Origin of the sequence: Pantoea sp. GD03673 (assembly GCF_029844725.1) — a bacterium.
Classification (GTDB): Bacteria; Pseudomonadota; Gammaproteobacteria; order Enterobacterales; family Enterobacteriaceae; genus Pantoea.
Genome location: NZ_JAOCKJ010000006.1, coordinates 61,061 through 84,561, shown reverse-complemented (window position 1 = coordinate 84,561; position 23,501 = coordinate 61,061). Strand labels below are relative to the sequence as shown.

The 23,501-nt window shown below is 56.7% G+C and carries 18 protein-coding genes; 16 read left to right on the top strand and 2 right to left on the bottom strand.

What is annotated here, in order from left to right; translation table 11 throughout:
• Positions 1 to 27: 27 nt before the first annotated feature.
• The 4 genes from syd to N5J69_RS12835 all read left to right on the top strand — a co-directional run bounded on the left by syd (position 28) and on the right by N5J69_RS12835 (position 2,732).
• The gene (gene syd, locus N5J69_RS12850) at positions 28 to 576 is read left to right on the top strand and encodes a SecY-interacting protein (protein ID WP_279770786.1); all 549 of its coding nucleotides are present in this window, start codon (positions 28 to 30) and stop codon (positions 574 to 576) included.
• Positions 577 to 1,164: 588 nt separating this feature from the next.
• A complete protein-coding gene (locus tag N5J69_RS12845; protein WP_279770783.1) occupies positions 1,165 to 1,494 on the top strand; it encodes a YqcC family protein in 330 nt (109 codons plus the stop codon).
• Positions 1,494 to 2,273 (top strand): tRNA pseudouridine(65) synthase TruC, encoded by a 780-nt coding sequence (gene truC, locus N5J69_RS12840; protein ID WP_279770781.1) that lies wholly within the window; start codon positions 1,494 to 1,496, stop codon positions 2,271 to 2,273. The genes N5J69_RS12845 and truC overlap by 1 nt, the downstream gene beginning before the upstream one ends.
• A 12-nt stretch (positions 2,274 to 2,285) precedes the next feature.
• Complete coding sequence (locus tag N5J69_RS12835) at positions 2,286 to 2,732, top strand: flavodoxin (protein WP_279770779.1); 447 nt, start codon at positions 2,286 to 2,288, stop codon at positions 2,730 to 2,732.
• Positions 2,733 to 2,799: 67 nt separating this feature from the next.
• On the opposite strand, the gene garD is transcribed toward N5J69_RS12835, so the two are convergent.
• A complete protein-coding gene (gene garD, locus N5J69_RS12830) occupies positions 2,800 to 4,359 on the bottom strand; it encodes a galactarate dehydratase (protein WP_279770776.1) in 1,560 nt (519 codons plus the stop codon).
• Between the two features lie 565 nt (positions 4,360 to 4,924).
• Here garD and N5J69_RS12825 point away from each other — a divergent pair.
• The 6 genes from N5J69_RS12825 (at position 4,925) to N5J69_RS12800 (ending at position 11,907) form a co-directional block, all read left to right on the top strand.
• Positions 4,925 to 6,286 carry an MFS transporter gene (locus N5J69_RS12825; protein WP_279770775.1) on the top strand — a complete coding sequence of 454 codons (1,362 nt, stop codon included), beginning with the start codon at positions 4,925 to 4,927 and terminating at the stop codon, positions 6,284 to 6,286.
• Complete coding sequence (locus tag N5J69_RS12820; RefSeq protein ID WP_279770773.1) at positions 6,283 to 7,629, top strand: enolase C-terminal domain-like protein; 1,347 nt, start codon at positions 6,283 to 6,285, stop codon at positions 7,627 to 7,629. Before N5J69_RS12825 ends, N5J69_RS12820 begins: the two co-directional genes overlap by 4 nt.
• A gap of 10 nt (positions 7,630 to 7,639) precedes the next feature.
• Complete coding sequence (gene gudD / locus N5J69_RS12815) at positions 7,640 to 8,971, top strand: glucarate dehydratase (protein WP_279770771.1); 1,332 nt, start codon at positions 7,640 to 7,642, stop codon at positions 8,969 to 8,971.
• Between the two features lie 46 nt (positions 8,972 to 9,017).
• Positions 9,018 to 9,788, top strand: coding sequence for a 2-dehydro-3-deoxyglucarate aldolase (gene garL / locus N5J69_RS12810; RefSeq protein WP_279770769.1), 771 nt, complete (start codon positions 9,018 to 9,020; stop codon positions 9,786 to 9,788).
• 19 nt (positions 9,789 to 9,807) lie between these two features.
• The gene (gene garR, locus N5J69_RS12805; RefSeq protein ID WP_279770767.1) at positions 9,808 to 10,692 is read left to right on the top strand and encodes a 2-hydroxy-3-oxopropionate reductase; all 885 of its coding nucleotides are present in this window, start codon (positions 9,808 to 9,810) and stop codon (positions 10,690 to 10,692) included.
• Positions 10,693 to 10,767: 75 nt separating this feature from the next.
• Positions 10,768 to 11,907 carry a glycerate kinase gene (locus N5J69_RS12800; protein ID WP_279770765.1) on the top strand — a complete coding sequence of 380 codons (1,140 nt, stop codon included), beginning with the start codon at positions 10,768 to 10,770 and terminating at the stop codon, positions 11,905 to 11,907.
• 160 nt (positions 11,908 to 12,067) lie between these two features.
• Here N5J69_RS12800 and barA read toward each other — a convergent pair whose 3' ends face one another.
• Positions 12,068 to 14,803, bottom strand: coding sequence for a two-component sensor histidine kinase BarA (gene barA, locus N5J69_RS12795; RefSeq protein ID WP_279770763.1), 2,736 nt, complete (start codon positions 14,801 to 14,803; stop codon positions 12,068 to 12,070).
• Between the two features lie 94 nt (positions 14,804 to 14,897).
• Between barA and rlmD the strand changes: the two genes are divergently transcribed.
• The 6 genes from rlmD (at position 14,898) to queE (ending at position 23,475) form a co-directional block, all read left to right on the top strand.
• The gene (rlmD, locus tag N5J69_RS12790) at positions 14,898 to 16,214 is read left to right on the top strand and encodes a 23S rRNA (uracil(1939)-C(5))-methyltransferase RlmD (RefSeq protein WP_279770760.1); all 1,317 of its coding nucleotides are present in this window, start codon (positions 14,898 to 14,900) and stop codon (positions 16,212 to 16,214) included.
• Positions 16,215 to 16,243: 29 nt separating this feature from the next.
• The gene (gene relA / locus N5J69_RS12785) at positions 16,244 to 18,475 is read left to right on the top strand and encodes a GTP diphosphokinase (protein WP_279770758.1); all 2,232 of its coding nucleotides are present in this window, start codon (positions 16,244 to 16,246) and stop codon (positions 18,473 to 18,475) included.
• Positions 18,476 to 18,625: 150 nt separating this feature from the next.
• Entirely contained in the window at positions 18,626 to 19,414 is a 789-nt protein-coding gene (mazG, locus tag N5J69_RS12780) for a nucleoside triphosphate pyrophosphohydrolase (RefSeq protein ID WP_279770756.1), read from the top strand.
• 230 nt (positions 19,415 to 19,644) lie between these two features.
• Positions 19,645 to 21,282: a CTP synthase (glutamine hydrolyzing) gene (gene pyrG, locus N5J69_RS12775; protein ID WP_279770755.1), complete on the top strand. Its 1,638-nt coding sequence runs from the start codon at positions 19,645 to 19,647 to the stop codon at positions 21,280 to 21,282.
• A gap of 76 nt (positions 21,283 to 21,358) precedes the next feature.
• The gene (eno, locus tag N5J69_RS12770; protein ID WP_013358880.1) at positions 21,359 to 22,654 is read left to right on the top strand and encodes a phosphopyruvate hydratase; all 1,296 of its coding nucleotides are present in this window, start codon (positions 21,359 to 21,361) and stop codon (positions 22,652 to 22,654) included.
• A gap of 149 nt (positions 22,655 to 22,803) precedes the next feature.
• Positions 22,804 to 23,475 carry a 7-carboxy-7-deazaguanine synthase QueE gene (gene queE / locus N5J69_RS12765; RefSeq protein ID WP_279770753.1) on the top strand — a complete coding sequence of 224 codons (672 nt, stop codon included), beginning with the start codon at positions 22,804 to 22,806 and terminating at the stop codon, positions 23,473 to 23,475.
• Positions 23,476 to 23,501 lie beyond the last annotated feature (26 nt).

Below are 23,501 nucleotides of genomic sequence, written 5' to 3'. Positions count from 1 at the left end.
TGTAACCCATCAGAAGTGAGAATATGAATGATGCAGCAAACTGCCGCCGCGTTGCGCGACTTTACCACCCGATACTGCCAGCACTGGCTTCAGCAGGCCGGGCATGCGCCGGCCAGCAGCGATCTCTATGGCATCCCGTCGCCCTGCGCAATCGAAGATCGCGATCAGCGGGTCCTCTGGCAGCCGCAGCCATTCACTCTGCCATCGACGCTTGATGCGGTTGAGCGGGCGGTTGACATCCAGCTCCAGCCGCCGATCGCGGCGTTCTACACCACGCAGTTTGCCGGGGATATGCAGGCCCGTTTTGGTGAGAATTCGCTGACGCTGTTACAGGTGTGGAGTGAAGAGGATTTCCTGCGGTTACAGGAGAATCTGATTGGTCATCTGGTGATGCAGCGCCGCCTCAGACAGTCGCCTACGCTGTTTATTGCCACCACCGATTCAGAAGAGGCGATCATTTCCCTCTCTAATCTCAGCGGCGAAGTCATTCTGGAGCAGCCTGGTCGTAAACAGCGTGTCGTCCTGGCACAAAGTCTTGAGACATTTCTTATTTCATTACAACCGGTTATCATCTGAATTGCAGTCATTTGCTGCCTGGATTGTGAGACATCTCTTACATCTGCTGTAAGAGATCGCCATATAACATTTAAGACGTCCGGAAGGCTGCGATGTAAAAATATTGTGAATCATAAACTTAATGGCATTAATCTGAATTCAGGCAGCACAATTCGTAAAGTTTCGCTGTAAGTCCCTTGTACACGTAACGAGTTCTGTCAAAATGTTTGCCACTGCAGGACGCTCAGGAAACAGATATCGTCAGGATGATGATAAGCCATGAGGCAGGAACGTAACGGAGCTTACGGCACACGGAAGGTTTCAGGACGAAACAGGATCGCTCAGGAGTGAGCAAGGGACACCTCCAGGATGGAGAATGAGAACCCCTCAGAAGAGGTGGTGGGCCAGGATGCTAAGGATACATCAGGACGATGCGCGACAGGAGTTCGCACTGGACAAGTTGTCATGGAAGAGCAGGGAGCAAAAACGTAGCAGGAAGGCTGCAAACGAACCGGGAGCACTGTTTATACAGTGCTCCCTTTTTTTTGTGCCTGGGCTAACAAATGTTATGCTTGCCGCCCATTTTTGATTGCTCGCTGGAGGTGGCGTATGACGCCTGAACAATTGATTACGCAGCGGCTGGAGCAACTGGAAGCGGTGATGCGTGAGCACCATCTGTGGCAGAGTTCGCCTCCAGACAGGTGCGCGCTCGAAAGCCGTGAACCCTTTTGCGTGGATACGCTGGAGCCGCTCCAGTGGCTCCAGTGGGTTCTGATACCGCGAATGCATGCCCTGATTGCCGCAAGACATCCGTTACCGCAAAATTTTGCTGTTGCCAATTACTTCGAGATGGCGCTGGCACCTGACCAGCCCGGTGTTGCGCCGCTGCTGCTGACGCTGCGTCAACTTGATGCGTTATTCACGGATGCTGCCCACTGATGCTGGAAATTATCTATCAGGATGAATGGCTGGTTGCCGTCAACAAACCCAGCGGCTGGCTGGTTCACCGCAGCTGGCTGGATCGGCATGAAACGGTCTTTGTAATGCAGACCGTTCGCGATCAGATTGGACAGCATGTGTTTACCGCGCATCGTCTGGACAAGCCCACCTCCGGGGTGCTGCTGATGGGGCTGTCCAGTGAGGTCGGCCGTCTGCTTTCGCTGCAGTTTGAACAGCACGAGATGCAGAAAACCTACCACGCTGTCGTGCGCGGCTGGCTGGAAAGCAGCGGTACGCTCGATTACCCGCTGGTTGAAGAGCTGGATAAAATTGCGGACAGGCACGCTACTGAACCGCGCACTGCCCAGCCCGCAGTCACCGATTATCAGTCACTGGCAACGGTTGAGATGCCGGTCGGCATCGGCCGTTATCCCACCTCGCGTTATAGCCTGGTTGAAATGGCCCCGAAAACCGGCCGCAAGCATCAGCTGCGTCGTCATATGTCACACCTGCGTCACCCGATTATTGGCGATTCGGCGCACGGCGATCTGCGCCAGAACCGGGGGGCCGCCGAACACTTTGGCGCTAACCGGCTGATGCTGCACGCCAGCAGTCTGGCACTGACCCATCCGGTGACCGGTGAGCCTTTGCTGCTGCGCGCCGGACTGGATAGAGTCTGGCAGAACCTGATGAACCAGTTTGGCTGGCAGGATCGCATTCCTGAGGTGCCGCGTGTTGAGTTTAACGCAGCGCCAGGACAGGATAACGTTTCAGAATAAGGGAGAGAGCAAATGGCAAAGATTGGCATTTTTGTGGGCACGGTATACGGCAATGCGCTGCTGGTGGCAGAAGAAGCGGAGTCCGTTCTGCAGCAGCAGGGGCACAGCGTCACCGTGTTTGACGATCCGACGCTGGCAGACTGGCAGAACTACGCCAGCGACGTGGCGTTAATCGTCACCTCAACCACCGGGCAGGGCGATTTTCCCGACACGATTTCAGGTCTGTTCCATGCGGTTAAAGATAAGCTCGGTCATCAGCCCGCCCTGCGCTATGGCGTGATTGCGCTGGGTGACAGCAGTTACGACCATTTTTGTGGCGCGGGTAAAGCTTTCGATGCGCTGCTGCAGGAGCAGGGTGCGCAGCGGGTCGGTGAGGTGTTACTGGTTGATGCCACTGAAAATCCAGAGCCGGAAGCGGTCACCTCTCCCTGGGTTGAAGCCTGGGGCGCGCAGCTCTGATGGCGATGCCAGGCTTATCGCTGCCTCAGCAGCATAGTGATAAGCCTGGCCTGCATGCACAGGAATGTCAGGTAACCGGTGCCGGGTTAAACACCGCCAGCTGATTACGGATGCCCCAGCGATCGGACCAGGTCTGCTTCCTGCCACTGGCAATGTCCAGAATCAACTCAAACAGCCGCCAGCCCACCTGCTCAATACTCTCTTCACCGGTTGCAATCGTCCCGGCATTAATGTCCATCAGATCGTGCCAGCGCTCTGCCAGCGCATTGCGCGTCGCCATCTTGATTACCGGAATCGCAGCCAGGCCGTAAGGCGTACCGCGACCGGTGGTAAACACCTGCAGGGTGATACCGGACGCCAGCTGCTGTGTTCCGCAGACAAAATCGCTGGCGGGCGTCGCCGCGTAGATCAGGCCACGTCGCGTCGGCCGCTGACCGGGCGAGAGCACTTCTGTAATGGCGCTCCGTCCCGATTTAGCGATAGACCCCAGCGCTTTTTCCACCACGTTCGCCAGTCCGCCTTTTTTATTGCCCGGCGACGGATTAGCGCTGCGATCGGTCTGGCCCTGGTCGAGGTAGTTGTCATACCAGGCCATCTCCTCCAGTAAGCGCTTACCAACTTCCTGGTTAATCACGCGTGGGGTCAGCAGGTGAATCGCATCCCGCACTTCCGTCACTTCCGAGAACATCACGGTCGCGCCGCAACGCACCAGCAGGTCGGACGCGAAGCCCACGGCCGGATTCGCCGTCACGCCTGAGAATGCATCGCTGCCACCACACTGCATGCCGACAATCAAGTCTGCAGCAGAGCAGGTTTCGCGCTGGCGCTGATTCAGTCGCTGAAGATGACGCTCCGCCACCTGCAGAATCTCATTCACCATCGCGCCAAACCCTGACAGCTTTTCATCCTGCAAACGCACGATGTCATGATCGTCCAGCGAAATTGCCTGCACGTCGGGCGTGCCGGTCAGCAGACGCTCCGGCTGTAACTTTTCACAGCCCAGGCTGACAATCATTACCTCGCCACCGAAATTCGCATTCAGCGCCAGGTTGTGAATGGTACGAATTGGCACTACCGCAGCGGGTGCATTAATGGCTACGCCGCAGCCATAAAGGTGGTTCAGGGCGACCACGCCATCGACATTCGGATAGCGCGGCAGTAAATCCCGTTCAATGATCTGTACGACATGATCCACCACACCGGCCACACAGTGAACGCTGGTGGTGATGCCGAGCAGGTTACGGGTGCCGACGCTGCCATCCGCATTGCGATAACCTTCAAAGGTATACCCCTCCAGGGGCGGCAATTCAGGCGGAACCTGCGTGGCTAACGGCAGGCTTGCCAGCGGAGGCGCTTCCGGCAGCGTCACCAGCGACTCATCAATCCAGCTGCCCTGGGCAATATCCCGCACCGCATAGCCTATGACTTCACCATAACGCACGATTTCTGCACCCTGGCGAATCGCGCTCAGCGCCACTTTGTGGCCCTGTGGCACGTGCTCTGTAAGCGTCAGGCCATCAGCGAACTGTGTGCCAGCTGGCAGACCCAGGCTGTTCACTACAATCGCGACATTGTCGTGCTCATGGACTTTGATATAGAGCGGTTGTTCGTCTGTTTTAAGGTTCATCGCTCACCTTCCCGTCTGTCGTGCCGTACTTGTGCGGCACGCTGTAATAATCTGACCTGTCACACGTTTGTTTGCCAGCTCCAGTATAGGGAGGCGGCGTGGGTCGCGCATTGTGCAAATGACCACCATTAAGACAATTCGTCCTGTCGTTTTGGGTCGATTATCCAAAAGCAAGTGAAGACCCTCACAAACAGCGGGGGAAAGCGTGCATTAAGGCGTTTTACGCACGGGTATTTGCCGCTTTCGTGAGCCACGCCGCAGGGTTTTGTGCATACGCCAGACAATCACTTCTTTACAGCCATTATTCCAGGGCGATGCACCAATGTGATCGCCACAGGCTGTTCTTATACTGGGTTCCGTTAGCCAAAGTCAGGTTATCTGTCACGACGTATTACTCATCCGCAGCAGGTTCAGAGGCGCATTGGCTGCCCCCTCGCAGATGGATAAATAAAGGTTTGCCAGAACAAAACGATCGCCGTGTTTAACCCAACTTCTCTCTGATACCCAACGCGATGTGTATGCAGTCAGAGCGAATGTAGCTCAAGCTATATTTCAGGAGTGCATCATGAATAGTTTCAGCCAGACTGCGGAAACGGTGCAGAAGCGCACCAATGCCCGCTACTGGATTGTGGTGATGCTGTTTATCGTCACCTCATTCAACTACGGTGACCGCGCAACCATCTCGATTGCCGGTTCCGCGATGTCCAAAGATATTGGTCTCGATTCGGTCGGGCTTGGCTATATCTTCTCTGCCTTCTCATGGGCGTATGTTATCGGGCAGATTCCGGGCGGCTGGCTGCTCGATCGCTTCGGCTCAAAACGCGTCTATTTCTGGAGTATCTTTACCTGGTCGCTGTTTACGCTGCTGCAGGGATTCGTGGATATCTTCAGCGGCTTCGGCATCATCATGTCACTGTTTATCCTGCGTTTCCTCGTGGGTCTGGCTGAGGCACCGTCCTTCCCGGGCAATAGCCGGATTGTGGCCGCCTGGTTCCCGGCGCAGGAGCGCGGCACGGCGGTGGCCATCTTCAACTCTGCGCAATACTTCGCCACCGTGATCTTCGCGCCCATTATGGGCTGGCTGGTCTCTGAAGTGGGCTGGGCGCACGTCTTCTGGTTCATGGGCGGCCTGGGCATCATCCTCAGCTTTATCTGGCTGAAAGTTATCCACGATCCCACCGATCATCCCGGCGTAAATAAAGCTGAACTGACGTATATGGAGCAGGGCGGCGCGCTGATCAACATGGATGTCAAAAAGGATACCCGCAAAGTGAGCTGGAGCGAGAAGTGGTTCCAGATCAAACAGCTGCTGACGTCACGCATGATGCTGGGTATCTACCTTGGTCAGTACTGTGTTAACGCCTTAACTTACTTCTTTATTACCTGGTTCCCGGTCTATCTGGTGCAGGCACGTGGCATGTCGATTCTTAAAGCGGGCTTTATCGCCTCGATTCCGGCGGTGTGCGGCTTCCTTGGCGGCGTTCTGGGCGGGGTTATCTCCGACTGGCTGATGCGAAAAACCGGCTCGCTGAATATCGCACGTAAAACCCCCATTGTGCTTGGCATGCTGCTCTCTATTTCGATGGTGATGTGCAACTACACCGAAACCGAATGGGTGGTGGTGTTCTTCATGGCACTGGCGTTCTTTGGTAAAGGCATTGGTGCGCTGGGCTGGGCGGTGATGGCCGATACCGCGCCAAAAGAGATCAGCGGCCTCAGCGGCGGCCTGTTTAACATGTTCGGTAACTTCTCCGGCATCGTGACCCCTATTGCTATCGGTTACATCATTGCCACCAGTGGTTCCTTTGAAGGTGCGCTGATCTATGTTGGCATTCATGCCTTTGTCGCGGCCTTCAGCTTCCTTGTGATTGCTGGCGATATCAAACGTGTTGAACTGAAATCCTGGCACGGTAAGGACGCATCATGAATACGCAAAGTTCCCCCGTCATTACGGATATGCGGGTTATCCCGGTCGCCGGTTACGACAGCATGCTGCTCAATATTGGCGGGGCGCACAACGCCTGTTTTACCCGCAACATTGTGGTGCTCACTGACAGCGCCGGTCACACCGGCGTGGGTGAAGCGCCCGGCGGCGACACCATCTATCAGACGCTGACAGAGGCGATTCCGCAGGTGAAAGGCCAGCAGATTGCCCGGATGAACCGTCTGGTGCAGCAGGTACACAAGGGCAATCAGTCGGCTGACTTCACGACCTTTGGCAACGGGGCCTGGACCTTTGAGCTGCGGGTCAATGCGGTAGCCGCGCTGGAAGCCGCGCTGCTCGATCTGCTGGGACAGTGCCTTGGCGTGCCCGTGGCTGAACTGCTGGGACCGGGAAAGCAGCGTGATCACGTCACGGTGCTGGGCTATCTGTTCTATCTGGGCGACCGTCGCAAAACAGATCTGCCCTATCTGAGTGGCGATCAGGCAAGTCACGACTGGTATCACCTGCGTCATCAGGAAGCGCTGACCAGCGATGCTGTAGTCCGGCTGGCTGAAGCGGCACAGGATAAGTACGGCTTCAAAGATTTCAAACTCAAAGGCGGCGTGCTGCCGGGCGAGCAGGAGATCGCCACGGCGACGGCGCTAAAGCAGCGTTTTCCCGAGGCGCGCATTACGGTTGACCCCAACGGTGCCTGGCGGCTGGATGAGGCGATAGCGCTCTGCAAAGGGATGCAGCATGTACTGAGCTACGCCGAAGATCCGTGCGGCGCGGAGCAGGGCTATTCGGGGCGTGAAGTGATGGCCGAGTTCCGGCGCGCAACGGGCCTGCCGGTGGCGACCAATATGATCGCCACCAACTGGCGTGAGATGAATCACGCGGTAATGGTTAACGCGGTCGATATTCCGCTGGCCGATCCTCACTTCTGGACGCTGAGCGGTGCCGTGCGTGTCGCCCAGCTGTGCGATGAGTGGGGCCTCACCTGGGGCTGCCACTCCAATAACCACTTTGATATTTCCCTGGCGATGTTCACGCATGTGGGGGCGGCAGCGCCCGGCAATCCCACCGCGATTGATACCCACTGGATCTGGCAGGAGGGCGATCAGCGCCTGACGAAAAATCCGCTGCAAATCCGCAACGGAAAAATTGCCGTACCGGATGCACCGGGTCTGGGCATTGAGCTCGACTGGGAGCAGGTAAACAAAGCCCATCAGCTTTATCAGTCACTGCCTGCCGGTGCGCGAAACGACGCGACGGCGATGCAGTATCTGATCCCCGGCTGGACTTTTGATCGCAAGCGCCCGGCATTTGGCCGGGAAACAGCATAAGGAGCAGGAGATGAGTTCAACACCGAAAGTGACCGCCATGCAGGTTATCCCGGTTGCAGGCCACGACAGCATGCTGCTGAACCTCAGCGGCGCTCACTCGCCATTCTTTACCCGCAACATTGTGATTATCAAAGATAACGCCGGACACACTGGCGTCGGTGAAATTCCTGGCGGCGAGAAGATTCGTCAGACGCTGGAAGATGCCGCCTCGCTGGTCATCGGCAAAACGCTGGGTGAGTATAAAAATACCCTCAGTCTGGTGCGCACTACCTTTGCTGACCGCGATGCGGGCGGGCGCGGGAACCAGACGTTTGATCTGCGCACCACGATTCATGTGGTGACCGGCATTGAAGCGGCACTGCTTGATCTGCTGGGTCAGCACCTGGGCGTGAACGTCGCCTCGCTGCTGGGTGACGGGCAGCAGCGTGACCGCGTTGAGATGCTTGGCTACCTGTTCTACATCGGCGACCGCAATAAAACCTCGCTCTCTTATCAGCATCAGCAGAGCGATCCCTGTGACTGGTATCGTCTGCGCCATGAAGAGGCGTTAACGCCGGATGCGGTGGTACGTCTGGCGGAAGCCGCCTATGAGAAATATGGCTTTAACGACTTCAAGCTCAAGGGGGGCGTGCTGCGCGGTGGCGAAGAGGCCGAAGCCGTTACGGCGCTGGCAAAACGTTTTCCTGAAGCCCGAATCACCCTCGATCCCAACGGAGCCTGGTCGCTCAACGAGGCGATCATGCTCGGCAAACAGCTAAAAGATGTGCTGGCCTACGCAGAAGATCCCTGTGGCGCAGAGCAGGGCTACTCCGGTCGTGAAGTGATGGCGGAGTTCCGCCGCGCCACCGGTATGCCAACCGCCACCAATATGATCGCCACCGACTGGCGACAGATGGGGCATACCCTGTCGCTGCAGTCGGTGGATATTCCGCTGGCCGATCCGCACTTCTGGACCATGCAGGGCTCGGTGCGGGTGGCGCAGATGTGTCACGACTTTGGCCTGACCTGGGGTTCACACTCCAATAACCACTTCGACATTTCGCTGGCGATGTTTACCCACGTTGCCGCCGCCGCGCCGGGCGCGATTACCGCCATTGATACCCACTGGATCTGGCAGGAGGGCAACCAGCGCCTGACGAAAGAGCCGTTTCAGATCAAAGGCGGCATGGTGCAGGTGCCGCAGAAACCGGGTCTCGGCGTTGAGCTGGACATGGATCAGGTGATGCAGGCCAATGCGCTCTATCAGAAGCATGGCCTTGGCGCACGTGACGATGCAGAAGCGATGCAATTTTTAGTGCCGGGATGGACTTTCGACAACAAACGTCCGTGCCTGGTACGTTAACTTTTTTTGGCTCCCGCCGTGGAGCCACCGTCACAGGAGTTCAACCATGAGTAATGCAGCCTGGCCTAATGGATTTCGTCGTCGCCTGTTAGCGGGTGATACCCTGATTGGCAGCTGGTGTGCGCTGGCCAGTCCAATCTCAACTGAAATCCTGGGGCTGGCCGGTTTCGACTGGCTGGTACTGGATGGGGAGCATGCGCCCAACGATATCACGACCTTTGTGCCGCAGCTGATGGCGCTGAAAGGCAGCCACAGCGCGCCCGTGGTGCGTCCGCCCTGCAACGAGCCGGTGATCATTAAGCGTCTGCTGGATATCGGGTTTAACAACTTTCTGGTGCCGTTTGTCGAGACCGAAGAGGAGGCACTGCGTGCCGTCGCCTCAACCCGCTATCCGCCAGCCGGAATTCGCGGTGTCTCGGTGTCGCACCGCAGCAACATGTACGGCACGTTGCCGGATTACAACAGCACCATCAATGACAACATCACGGTACTGGTGCAGATCGAAACTCAGCAGGCGGTCGACAACATTGACGCCATCGCGGCGGTGGAGGGCGTCGACGGTATTTTTGTCGGGCCGGGGGATCTCTCTGCTGCGCTGGGCTATCTCGGTCAGCCCGCGCATCCGGAAGTGCTGAACGTGATTAAACACATTTTTGAACGTGCCAAAGCCGCCGGTAAGCCGAGCGGTATTCTGGCACCGGTGGAAGCAGACGCGCGTCGCTATCTGGAATGGGGCGCTACTTTTGTGGCCGTCGGCAGTGATGTCGGGATGTTCCGCAACGCGTCGCAGGCGTTATGCGACAAATTTAAGCGCTAATCAATCAAGGGGAAACGCAATGAAAATTGGATTTATCGGCCTGGGCATCATGGGCAAACCAATGAGTAAAAATCTGGTGAAAGCCGGTTATTCGCTGGTGGTACGCGATCACAACGCCGAAAGCGAAGCGGAACTGACTGAACTGGGCGCGACCGTGGCGACATCGCCCAAAGCGGTGGCTGAACAGTGCGATGTGGTGATTACGATGGTGCCCAACTCGCCACAGGTTATTGAAGTCTGTCTGGGCAAAAATGGCATTATCGAAGGCGCGAAACCCGGCCTGGTGGTGATCGACATGAGTTCGATTGCGCCGCTGGCGAGCCGTGAAGTCCATGATGCGCTGGCAGAAAAAGGAATCAAAATGCTGGACGCGCCGGTCAGCGGCGGTGAACCCAAAGCGATTGAAGGCACGCTCTCTGTGATGGTCGGCGGCGACAAAGCGGTGTTCGATTCCTGCTATGACATCATGAAAGCGATGGCGGGATCGGTCGTGCATACCGGCGACATCGGCGCAGGTAACGTCACCAAGCTGGCTAACCAGGTGATTGTGGCGCTGAATATTGCGGCGATGTCCGAGGCGCTGTCGCTGGCAACCAAAGCGGGCGTGAATCCGGATCTGGTGTATCAGGCGATTCGCGGGGGGCTGGCCGGTAGCACGGTGCTGGATGCCAAAGCGCCGATGGTGATGGATCGCAACTTCAAGCCCGGCTTCCGTATCGACCTGCATATCAAAGATCTGGCGAACGCACTGGATACCTCGCACGGCATCGGCGCACATCTGCCGTTGACTGCGGCGGTGATGGAGATGATGCAGGCGCTGCGCAACGATGGTCAGGGAAGCGCCGACCACAGTGCGCTGGCCTGCTATTATGAGAAGTTAGCGAAGGTTGAAATCGCCCGCTAAAACCCGGTGCCGGTCTCTGCGGAAACCGGACTGGTTAAGAGCCGTTTCAATTACCCAACTGCGCTCGGATTGCCTATGAAAATCGTAATCGCACCGGATTCATATAAAGAGAGTTTATCCGCCCTGGATGTGGCATCGGCGATTGAAGCGGGTTTCCGTGACATTTTCCCCGATGCGCATTACGTGAAAATACCGGTCGCCGACGGCGGCGAAGGAACGGTAGAAGCGATGGTGGCGGCGACGAAGGGAAAGATCGTCAGGTTGAAGGTGACAGGTCCGTTAGGCACGCAGGTTGATGCCTTTTATGGTCTGTCGGGAGATGAAAGCACCGCCTATATCGAAATGGCGGCGGCCAGCGGGCTGGAGCGGGTGCCCGCTGCACAGCGTGATCCGCTGATCACGACTTCGTTTGGCACCGGCGAGTTGATCAAAAATGCACTGGATAAGGGCGTAGGCCACATCATCATTGGCATTGGTGGCAGCGCCACCAATGATGGCGGGGCCGGGATGATGCAGGCGCTGGGGGCCCGGTTGCTGGATACCACAGGGAAGGAGATCGGTCAGGGCGGCGGTGCGCTCGCCGATCTTGCCAGCATTGATATTGACGCGCTGGATGCCCGCATTCATCAATGCCGCATTGAAGTGGCCTGTGACGTGACGAATCCGCTGACCGGAAAAGAGGGCGCATCGGCCATTTTCGGTCCGCAGAAAGGGGCGACGCCAGCGCTGGTGCAGCAGCTTGATCAGGCGCTGGCCCATTACGCCGCGATTATTCATCGCGACCTCGACATCGATGTGCTGCCTATTCCCGGCGGCGGCGCAGCGGGCGGTATGGGCGCGGCGCTGCACGCCTTTTGTCAGGCGGAACTGCGGCGCGGCATCGAAATTGTCACGGAGGCGCTGGGGCTGGCAGATGAAGTAAAAGATGCTGACCTGGTGATTACCGGTGAAGGACGTATCGACAGCCAGAGTATCAATGGCAAGGTGCCGATTGGGGTCGCCAGTGTGGCAAAGCGCTTTAATAAGCCGGTGATTGGCATTGCCGGTAGCCTGACGCCAGATGTTGGCGTGGTGCATCAGCACGGGATCGATGCGGTGTTCAGCGTGCTCTACAGCATCTGTACGCTGGATGAGGCACTCGCCAGCGCCGGAAAGAATGTTCAGATGACGGCGCGTAACGTGGCCGCGACGTTAAAGCTGGCTGGCTTTCACTGACCGTCAGACGTACCCGGTCAGCGGTCAGCAGGCCGTGCTGCGTGGGCTAAGCCAGACCTTTACGGCGTCAGCCCGTTACCACGGCGTGACGTGCGTCAGCGAAAGCGGATGCACGTCACGGTTAGCTTTTATGCGAGTGACAGCCGTGGCAGCAGGCCCGTCAGACGGCCCCGAACCCTAACAGCCGCCGGGCTTCTCTGGCGACGTTCTCCATCTCATCCTGCAGCTCCAGCAGTTCCGGCTCCAGCGCAGCGATGTCGCTGGCCTCCAGCAGCCCCCGTTCCAGCTGATGACAGAGCTGCTTCATGCGCGGCACGCCGCTGTAGCTGGCACTGCCGTGCAGCTTGTGAATAATCTCACGCAGGGCGTTGACCTCATTGGCCGCCATAAACTGCGCCATTTTCGTATGCACTTCCGGTAAAAACTCCAGCAGCATCCGCAGTAAATCACGCGCCAGGTCGGGTTTGTTCGCCGCCTGGCGCAGCGCCAGTTGCCAGTCCAGCGTCGGTAATATCGGCTGCAGTTCCGGCATCGAGACCACCGGCGGCGGCGTATAGCGCGCCAGCAGCTGCCTCAATTTGCTCTCATCAATTGGCTTGGCAAGATAGTCATTCATGCCCGCCTTGATCAGCTGCTCACGCTCGCCATCAATCGCGTGCGCGGTCACCGCCACAATCGGGGTATTAGCGTGATGCGGCAGACCCCGGATAATTTCGCTGGCGCGAATGCCATCAATCTCAGGCATCTGAATATCCATCAGAATCACATCCAGCGACTGCTGACGTGCCTCGCGGATGGCGTGTTCGGCGCTGCTGCACAGCAGGATGTTCTGCACCTGCTCCTCCAGCAGCGCACCAATCAGTTTGAGGTTAGCGGGGTTATCATCCACCGCCATCACCGTCAGCGGCAGACGCGGTGAGAGCGGCAGCTCACTGATCTGACGGGTATGAAGATCCAGTAACATGGGCAGAAGGCGCGTCAGCGAGATCGGTTTCGCGATGCAGCCGTCTATGCCACGTACCTTCAGCTCATCAGCCAGCAACATCATGGGACTGGGGAGCGCCATCAGCACGTTGTCTGCCCGATCCAACAGCCCGTTGATCAGGCGCTCATTAAGCAGCTCAGGCTGGCTGGTATCGACCGGCATTGCCATCAGCAGCAGCGGATAGTGAGACGCTTTCAGCCCCTCCAGCGTTTCGCTGTAGTCGATCTGCAACGGGGTCGCGCTCAGCATCTCCAGCGCGGCGCTGGCAACGTTAGCATCCGCTTCCACATAAGCAATACGCGCATGAGACAACGCATCCAGCACGCGGGGCATGCCGGGCGCGTTGGGGTTGAGATCCAGCTGCACGCGGATCACAAAGGTTGATCCCTGCTCCGGCTGGCTGCTGAAGGTGATATCACCCCCCATCTCCCGCACCAGTTTCTGGGTGATGACCAGCCCCAGCCCGGTGCCGCCATGACGACGCGAAATGCTGGCATCAGCCTGACGGAACGCCTGGAAGAGTTGGGTCTGCTGCTGCTCAGAGATACCGATGCCGCTATCCTCAACCTGAATTTCCAGCTCCACGCGTGACTGGGTAATCACCCGCTGTCCGACGCGCAGGCCAATGTATCCCTGTTCGGTAAACTTGATGGCGTTGCCAATCAGGTTGATCAGGATCTGTTGCAGGCGCAGCGCATCGCCAATCACGTTGTCCGGCACGCTGCTGTCACACACTACCGTCAGCTCCAGCCCTTTTTCATGTGCCGACGGGGCCAGCAGCACCAGGGTTTCATCCAGCGTGGCGCGCAGCGGGAAGGGGATTGCCTCAAGCATGAGTTTGCCCGCTTCCAGCTTCGAAAAATCAAGTACGTCATTGATAATGCTGAGCAGGTTATTGGCCGAACGTTCAATGGTTTGCATATAGTCGCGCTGGGTAGTGCGCAGCTGGGTTTTCAGCATCTGTCGGGTAAAGCCCAGCACGCCATTGAGCGGCGTTCGCAGCTCATGCGACATATTGGCGAGAAACTCAGATTTGATCCGCGCCGCTTCCTGGGCGCGTTTCTTCGCCAGATCCAGCTCAACGTTCTGGATTTCCAGCTGTTCCAGCGTCTCCCTCAAATCCCAGGTCGCCTGGTCGATATTGTGCTGCATCTCTTCGTGATAGGCGGTCAGTGACATCGCCATCGCGTTAATCCCGTTTTTCAGAATGCTGAGTTCACCCAGCATGTAGCCCTCAACGCGGCTGTCGAGCTGGCCGCGACGGATGCGGTCAACGGTGGTGACCATATTGCGGATCGGGCCGGTGACATCGCGCATCAGACGATAAGCAAACAGCATGGCAAGACAGAGGCAGAAGAGCAGCATCAGCGTGGCAACAAACACCTCTTTGTACTGCTGCAGGCGCACCGACTGCAGGTCCAGTTCTATCGCCACGTAACCCAGCGGATTGCCCGCTGGCTTGGCATCTTCATCCGGTAATTCATCCACATCATAACGCTCGGTGGTAATCGGCGTGCGCAGGATCAGTATGCTGCCGTGGCGCTCCATTGAGACATCATCAGGCAGGGCGCGGATATCATCCTGTTGCAGCAGGCTGAGGTTTTGTTTGTGATTGGAGGTGACATAGAGCTGGTTGTGGTTATCAAACACCGAGATTGCCCGGACGATGCCGGAATGGCGGCGGTGCAGCAGGCTGACCAGTTCACGCATCGCATCACGGTTGTTCCAGGTCATGCTGTATTCGCTGGAGATCGCCAGGGGTTCGATGATGTTGGATCCGGCGTCGATCACCTGGCGCTGCAGTTCGTTGTAGCGGTGCACCACAAAAAATGAGCTGAGCAGCAGGCCAACCATCAGCGTGGGTGCCAGAATTAAAATCATCATTCGCGCCCGCAGGCTGTATTTGGTCATAATAGTCGCCTGGCTACTCCGGCATTAACGTCCCTGTGCTTGCTGTCCGCAAACACGGTGCAGGTCGTTTTCGATAAAGAGAATAGATAACACTATGGCGCAATTTTACGTTGCAAAACAGCGCGTGACGACGCAACAACGCATCACCGTCACCATTGATGAGCTCGATCCGTTCGGACAGGGCGTGGCGCGCCACAAGGGTAAAACCCTGTTTGTCAGCGGAGCCCTGCCGGGTGAACAGGCGGAAATCGTGCTGACAGAGGATAAACGTCAATTTGCCCGGGCGAAAGTGACACGACTGATTAGCCGCAGTCCGGCGCGTGTCACGCCGCGCTGTCCGCACTATGAACGCTGTGGTGGCTGCCAGCAGCAGCATGCGGATGTGACGCTGCAGCAGCAGAGCAAAGCCCAGGCGCTGAGCCGGATGCTGAGCCAGGCCGCAGCGGAGAACGTGGCGGTGGATGAGGTGATCGCCGGTCAGCCCTGGGGCTATCGCCGCCGCGCCCGTCTGGGTCTGCAATGGCAAAATAAAGCGCAACGCTTACAGATGGGCTTCCGCCAGGAAGCCAGCAACGATCTGGTCGATATCCAGCACTGCCCCATTTTAGTGCCCGAACTTGAGGCATTACTGGTGCCGCTGCACCAGTGCCTCAGCGGGTTGAGCGCCGTCAGGCGTCTCGGGCACGTGGAACTGGTGCTGGCAGACAACGGTCCGCTGATGATTCTGCGCCATCTTGATGCGCTGCATGCCGACGATCGTGAAAAACTGGAACAGTTTTCGCATAAGCATCAGCTGATGCTGTTCCTGGATTCAGGCGGTGAAGAACTGACCGCATTCAGTGCGTCGACGCCGTTTTATCAATCGCACCAGCTTAAGCTCACCTTCAGCCCACAGGATTTTATCCAGGTTAACGATGCGGTTAATCAGCAGATGGTCGCGAAGGCGATCGCCTGGCTCGATCTGCAACCGGAAGACCGGGTTCTGGATCTGTTTTGCGGCATGGGAAACTTCACACTTCCTGTAGGAATTTTCGTACAAAATGTGGTTGGTGTGGAGGGGATTGCAGCATTAGTGCGGCAGGCAGCGTATAATGCTGATTTGAATAATCTTAAAAATGTCAGTTTCTTTCAGCATAATCTGGAAGAAGAGGTGTCGCGCCAGCCGTGGGCGGCACAGGGATTTAACAAGGTTTTACTCGATCCGGCACGCGCCGGGGCTGCGGGCGTCATGGCGCATGTGGTTAAACTTGCACCAGAACGCGTGGTCTATGTTTCGTGTAATCCTGTGACACTGGCCCGCGACAGCCAGACATTGCTGTCGGCAGGCTACCAATTGGAAAGGGTCGCGATGCTGGATATGTTCCCACATACCCGTCATCTCGAATCCATGGTGCTGTTCAGAAAAACATAAGCGATGAATGTCGTTGTGCAGGAGAGGTTATGGTTGCGGTCAGAAGTGCGCATTTAAATACTGAGGGGGATTTCGCCCTCGACCAGTGGATCGCCAGTCTCGGTATTGCCAACCCGCAATCCTGTCAACGCGTTGCCGAGACCTGGCGCTACTGCGAAGCGCAGACGCAGGGCCATCCCGACCAGTCGCTGCTGCTGTGGCGCGGTATTGAGATGGTGGAAATCCTCTCCATGCTCAGCATGGATATTGAAAGCCTGTGTGCGGCGCTGATTTTCCCGCTGGCTAACGATGAAGTGGTGAGTGAAGAGGAGCTGGAAACCGCCGTTGGCAAAGGCATCGTCTCGCTGGTACACGGCGTGCGCGATATGGACGCCATCCGCCAGCTGAAAGCGATCCACAACGACTCCATGGCCTCTGAACAGGTCGATAACGTCCGCCGTATGCTGCTGGCGATGGTGGAAGATTTCCGCTGCGTGGTGCTGAAGCTGGCCGAACGCATCATGAACCTGCGCGAAATGAAAGATGCGCCGGAAGATGAGCGGGTGCTGGCTGCCAAAGAGAGCACCAACATTTATGCCCCACTGGCCAACCGTCTGGGTATCGGCCAGCTCAAATGGGAGCTGGAAGATTACTGCTTCCGCTACCTGCATCCCGATGAATATAAGCGCATTGCTAAATTACTGCATGAGCGTCGCATCGATCGTGAGCAGTACATCGATAACTTCGTCAATAACCTGCGCAAAGAGATGGTCAAAGAGGGCGTGCGCGCCGAAGTCTATGGTCGTCCGAAACATATCTACAGCATCTGGCGCAAGATGCAGAAAAAATCGCTGGCTTTTGATGAGCTGTTTGACGTGCGTGCGGTGCGCATCGTGGCCGATCGTCTGCAGGATTGCTACGGCGCGCTGGGCACGGTGCATACGCTCTATCGCCATCTGCCCAGCGAGTTTGATGACTATGTTGCTAACCCCAAACCCAACGGCTACCAGTCGATTCATACGGTGGTGTTAGGGCCGCAGGGCAAAACGGTTGAGATCCAGATCCGTACCCGCCAGATGCATGAAGATGCTGAGCTGGGTGTGGCGGCGCACTGGAAATATAAAGAGGGGCCAACCTCCAGCAGCGCGCGTGGCGCAGCGGGTCACGAAGAGCGTATTGCGTGGCTGCGTAAGCTGATCAGCTGGCAGGAAGAGATGGCCGACTCCGGCGAGCTGCTGGAAGAGGTCCGCAGCCAGGTGTTTGATGACCGGGTCTACGTCTTTACCCCGAAAGGTGACGTGGTGGATCTGCCTGCCGGATCGACGCCGCTCGACTTTGCCTACCATATTCACAGTGACATCGGCCATCGCTGCATCGGTGCAAAAATTGGTGGCCGCATCGTGCCGTTCACCTATCAGCTGCAGATGGGCGATCAGGTTGAAGTCATCACCCAGAAACAGCCGAACCCGAGCCGCGACTGGCTCAATCCGAACCTGGGTTATATCACCACCAGCCGTGGGCGCTCGAAGATCCACAACTGGTTCCGCAAGCAGGATCGCGACAAGAACATTATTGCCGGACGGCAGATTCTGGACAACGAACTGAATCAGCTCGACATCAGCCTGCGCGAAGCGGAAAAACTGCTGCTGCCACGCTACAACGTGACCTCGCTGGAGGAGCTGCTGGCAGCAATTGGCGGCGGGGATATCCGTCTTAACCAGATGGTTAACTTCCTGCAGGCGAAGCTCAACAAGCCGAGCGCCGAAGAGGAAGATCGCGAAGCGCTGCGCCAGCTGACCCAGAAATCTTACTCGCAACCCCCACGTAAAGAGAGCGGGCGCGTCGTAGTGGAAGGCGTGGGCAATCTGATGCACCACATTGCCCGCTGCTGTCAGCCGATTCCGGGCGATGATATCGTCGGCTTCATCACCCAGGGGCGCGGCATTTCCATCCACCGCGCCGACTGCGACCAGCTTTCTGAGCTGATTTCCCATGCGCCCGAACGTATCGTCGATGCCGTGTGGGGCGAAAGCTACTCCAGCGGTTACTCGCTGGTGGTGCGCGTGACGGCTAACGATCGCAGCGGCTTGCTGCGTGACATCACCACCATTCTCGCCAACGAGAAGGTGAATGTACTGGGTGTCTCAAGCCGCAGCGACACTAAAAAACAGCTGGCAACCATCGACATGGATATTGAGATTTACAACCATCAGGTACTGGGACGTGTCCTGGCGCGCCTGAATCAGGTCTCTGATATCATTGACGCCCGCCGCCTGCACTGATATTCAGTCAGGCACTAAGCAACCTGCAGCAGGAGGTTGCGCGGGCGTTTTCTGCATCACCTTAACAGTGCCGGACGCGGTTCATCCCGTCCGGCACTGCTGCACGCCTTGCCCGCCTCCTGTCACCTGACTACTCAAGGACCCGTCTGAATGAACGCTATTGAGCGCCTGCTTGGCATCATGAAAACCCTGCGCGATCCCCACCATGGCTGCCCGTGGGATCGGGAACAGACCTTCACCTCTATCGCCCCCTACACGCTGGAAGAGACCTACGAAGTGCTGGACGCCATCCAGCGCGAAGATTTTGACGATCTGCGCGGCGAACTGGGCGATCTGCTGTTTCAGGTGGTGTTCTATGCGCAGATGGCCAGCGAACAGGATCGCTTTAATTTTGAGGACATCTGTCACGCTATAAGTGACAAGCTGGAGCGCCGTCATCCGCACATTTTTGGCGATGCCACGGCAGAAACCAGCCGCGACGTGCTGAAAAACTGGGAAGCGATTAAAACCGCCGAGCGGGCTGATAAAGCCCAGCATTCGGCGCTGGACGACATTCCTAAAGCGCTGCCTGCACTGATGCGCGCCCATAAAATTCAGAAGCGCTGTCATAATGTGGGATTCGACTGGACCACGCTGGGGCCGGTGGTGGCGAAAGTGCATGAAGAGATTGATGAAGTCATGCACGAGGCGCAGCAGAGTGTGGTGGACAGTGAAAAGCTGGAAGAGGAGATTGGCGACCTGCTGTTCGCCACAGTTAACCTGTCGCGCCATCTTGGCAGTAAAGCGGAAACTGCGCTGCAAAAGGCCAATGATAAGTTCGAGCGCCGGTTCCGCGAGGTGGAAGCGATCATCGCCGCACAGGGGTTAAGCATGCCGGGTGCCACGCTGGATCAGATGGAAGCGGCCTGGCAGCAGGTGAAATCGGGCGAGAAGCGCTGATTATTCCAGCGCTGTGCATAAAACCGCCATATGTGCTTACTCGTTTCAGCGGGGCGACAACTTTGTGACGCACATCAACATTTCATTGTCAGCTATCCGCTATGTTAAGGCGCAGCAATGCGTTGGAGGATGGCTGTGATTCATCAATTGTGGCTGATAGCGGTTTCCAGTATACTGTTTTCCCGTCCTGGTTATTCCACCGTCTTTAAACCTAAACTCTCAGGTTCAGCATGACAACGAATTATATTTTTGTGACCGGCGGGGTCGTTTCCTCTCTGGGTAAAGGCATTGCCGCCGCCTCCCTCGCAGCCATTCTCGAAGCGCGTGGTCTGAACGTGACCATCATGAAGCTGGACCCGTATATCAACGTGGACCCAGGCACCATGAGCCCAACCCAGCACGGCGAAGTTTTCGTCACTGACGACGGTGCTGAAACCGATCTCGATCTGGGTCACTACGAGCGCTTCATCCGCACCAAAATGACGCGTCGCAACAACTTCACCACGGGCCGTATCTACTCAGAAGTCCTGCGCAAAGAGCGCCGTGGCGACTATCTGGGCGCTACCATTCAGGTTATCCCGCACATCACCAACGCCATTAAAGAACGCATTATTGAAGGCGGTGAAGGTCATGATGTGGTGCTGGTCGAAATCGGCGGCACGGTCGGGGATATCGAATCACTGCCGTTCCTGGAAGCCATTCGCCAGATGGCCGTGGATGTGGGCCGTGAACACACCATGTATATGCACCTGACGCTGGTGCCGTACATGGCGGCTGCCGGTGAAGTGAAAACCAAACCTACTCAGCATTCCGTGAAAGAACTGCTGTCGATTGGTATCCAGCCAGATGTGCTGATTTGCCGTTCTGACCGTGCCGTACCGGCTAACGAACGCGCCAAAATCGCCCTGTTCTGTAACGTCCCTGAAAAAGCGGTTATCTCGCTGAAAGACGTTGATTCCATTTACAAGATTCCTGGCATGCTGAAATCGCAGGGCCTGGATGACTATATCTGCAAGCGCTTCAACCTGAATGCACCGGAAGCCAACCTGGCCGAGTGGGAGCAGGTGATCTACGAAGAAGCCAATCCGGGTGGTGAAGTCACCATCGGTATGGTGGGCAAGTATGTTGAACTGCCGGATGCCTATAAGTCCGTTATTGAAGCGCTGAAACATGGTGGCCTGAAAAATCGCGTCACCGTGAATATCAAACTGATCGATTCGCAGGATGTTGAATCACGCGGTGTCGAATTACTGAAAGATCTGGATGCGATTCTGATCCCAGGTGGCTTTGGCTACCGTGGCGTGGAAGGCAAGCTGATGACCGCACAGTACGCACGTGAAAACAACGTGCCGTACCTTGGCATCTGCCTGGGCATGCAGGTTGCGTTGATGGAGTTTGCACGCAATGTCGCCGGGATGCCGGGCGCCAACTCCACGGAATTTGTGCCAGACTGTAAATACCCGGTGGTGGCGTTAATCACCGAATGGCGCGACGAAGAGGGTAACGTCGAAGTCCGCAGCGAGCAGAGCGATCTGGGCGGCACCATGCGTCTGGGCAGCCAGCAGTGTCAGTTAACGCCGGGCAGCCAGGTTCGCCAGCTCTACGGCTCTGACATTATCGTTGAGCGCCATCGCCACCGCTATGAAGTGAACAATATGCTGTTAAAGCAGATTGAAGCAGCCGGTCTGCGCGTAGCAGGTCGCTCTGGTGATGATCAACTGGTTGAGATTATCGAAATCCCGAACCACCCGTGGTTTGTGGCCTGCCAGTTCCACCCTGAGTTTACCTCGACCCCACGCGACGGCCATCCGTTGTTTGCCGGCTTTGTTAAAGCCGCGCATGAGCATCAGAAGCGTTTAGCGAAGTAAGTTTCACAGGCAACGCGCGAACTTTTCGCGCGTTGCTTGTCTTAGGATTGACTAACTTGTACTGAGGAAAATCGTAATGTCCAAAATCGTAAAAGTCATCGGTCGCGAAATTATCGACTCACGTGGTAACCCGACTGTTGAAGCTGAAGTGCATCTGGAAGGCGGTTTTGTCGGCCTGGCCGCTGCGCCATCAGGTGCCTCTACCGGTTCACGCGAAGCGCTGGAACTGCGTGACGGTGACAAATCACGTTTCCTGGGCAAAGGCGTAACGAAAGCCGTTGCTGCAGTAAACGGTCCGATTGCTGAAGCGGTAAAAGGCAAAGACGCGAAAGATCAGGCGAACATCGATAAGATCATGATCGACCTGGACGGTACTGAGAACAAATCTAACTTCGGTGCTAACGCCATTCTGGCTGTTTCACTGGCAGCGGCTAAAGCGGCTGCAGCCTCTAAAGGCCAGGCGCTGTATGAGCACATCGCTGAGCTGAACGGCACCCCAGGCAAATACTCTATGCCACTGCCAATGATGAACATCATCAACGGCGGCGAACATGCCGACAACAACGTCGACATCCAGGAATTCATGATCCAGCCGGTTGGCGCTTCTAACGTTAAAGAAGCTATCCGTATGGGTTCTGAAGTGTTCCACAACCTGGCAAAAGTGCTGAAAAGCAAAGGCATGAGCACGGCAGTCGGTGATGAAGGTGGCTACGCGCCAAACCTGGGTTCTAACGCCGAAGCGCTGGCTGTTATCGCTGAAGCGGTAAAAGCAGCAGGCTACGAGCTGGGCAAAGATATCACCCTGGCGATGGACTGTGCGGCATCTGAGTTCTACAAAGATGGCAAATACGTTCTGGCCGGTGAAGGCGGTAAAGCGTTTACTTCTGAAGAGTTCACCCACTTCCTGGAAGATCTGACTAAACAGTATCCGATCGTGTCTATCGAAGATGGCCTGGACGAATCTGACTGGGACGGCTTCGCTTACCAGACCAAAGTTCTGGGTGACAAAATTCAGCTGGTGGGCGACGACCTGTTCGTTACCAACACCAAAATCCTGAAAGAAGGTATCGATAAAGGCATCGCTAACTCCATTCTGATCAAATTCAACCAGATCGGTTCTCTGACCGAAACCCTGGCGGCGATCAAAATGGCGAAAGACGCGGGCTACACTGCCGTGATCTCTCACCGTTCAGGCGAAACCGAAGATGCAACCATCGCTGACCTGGCGGTAGGTACTGCAGCGGGCCAGATCAAAACCGGTTCAATGAGCCGTTCTGACCGTGTTGCCAAGTACAACCAACTGATCCGTATCGAAGAAGCGCTGGGTTCTAAAGCGCCTTTCAACGGTCTGAAAGAAGTTAAAGGTCAGTAATGACCCTGTGCTGATGTCGCGTTAAGCGGCATCGCATAATCTGAAAGCCCCGCCCTGTGCGGGGCTTTTGCTTTTTCGTGTCGCACAGCTGTTGTTGTGCGGCACACGCTGGCATAATCAGCGCCCCGATTTATCCAGGCGAGTAAAAAATGTTCTACCCGATTAACGAAATGTTCCAGACACTGCAGGGCGAAGGTTATTACACCGGCGTGCCTGCCATTTTCATTCGCCTGCAGGGATGCCCGGTGGGCTGTAGCTGGTGCGATACCAAACACACCTGGGAAAAGCGGGCAGATCGGGAAACGTCGCTGGGCGATATTTTGATCAAAGCGGTGGAGAGCGACGCCTGGGGCGATGCTGATGCGGCAACCCTGCTTCGTACCATCGAACAGCAGGGCTGGACGGCGCGTCATGTGGTGATCACCGGTGGCGAACCGGCGATTTACGACCTGCGTCCGTTAACCACGATTCTGGAACAGCACGGTTTCCAGTGCCAGATTGAGACCAGCGGCACCCATGAGATCCACTGTTCTGAACAGACCTGGGTCACCGTCTCACCGAAGGTCAACATGCGCGGCGGCTACGATGTGCTGCCCCAGGCGCTGAGCCGGGCCGATGAAATCAAACATCCGGTGGCGCGTCAGCGTGATGTGGAGGCGCTGGATCTGCTGCTGGCGGGCATTGAAGATACCAAAGCCCGAATTATTGCCCTGCAGCCCATCAGCCGCAAAGAGGATGCGACCCGACTTTGCATTGAAACCTGCATTGCACGCAACTGGCGTCTGTCGATGCAGACCCATAAATATCTCAATATCGCCTGATCAGGCAGCGCGCTGAACGGTTAACC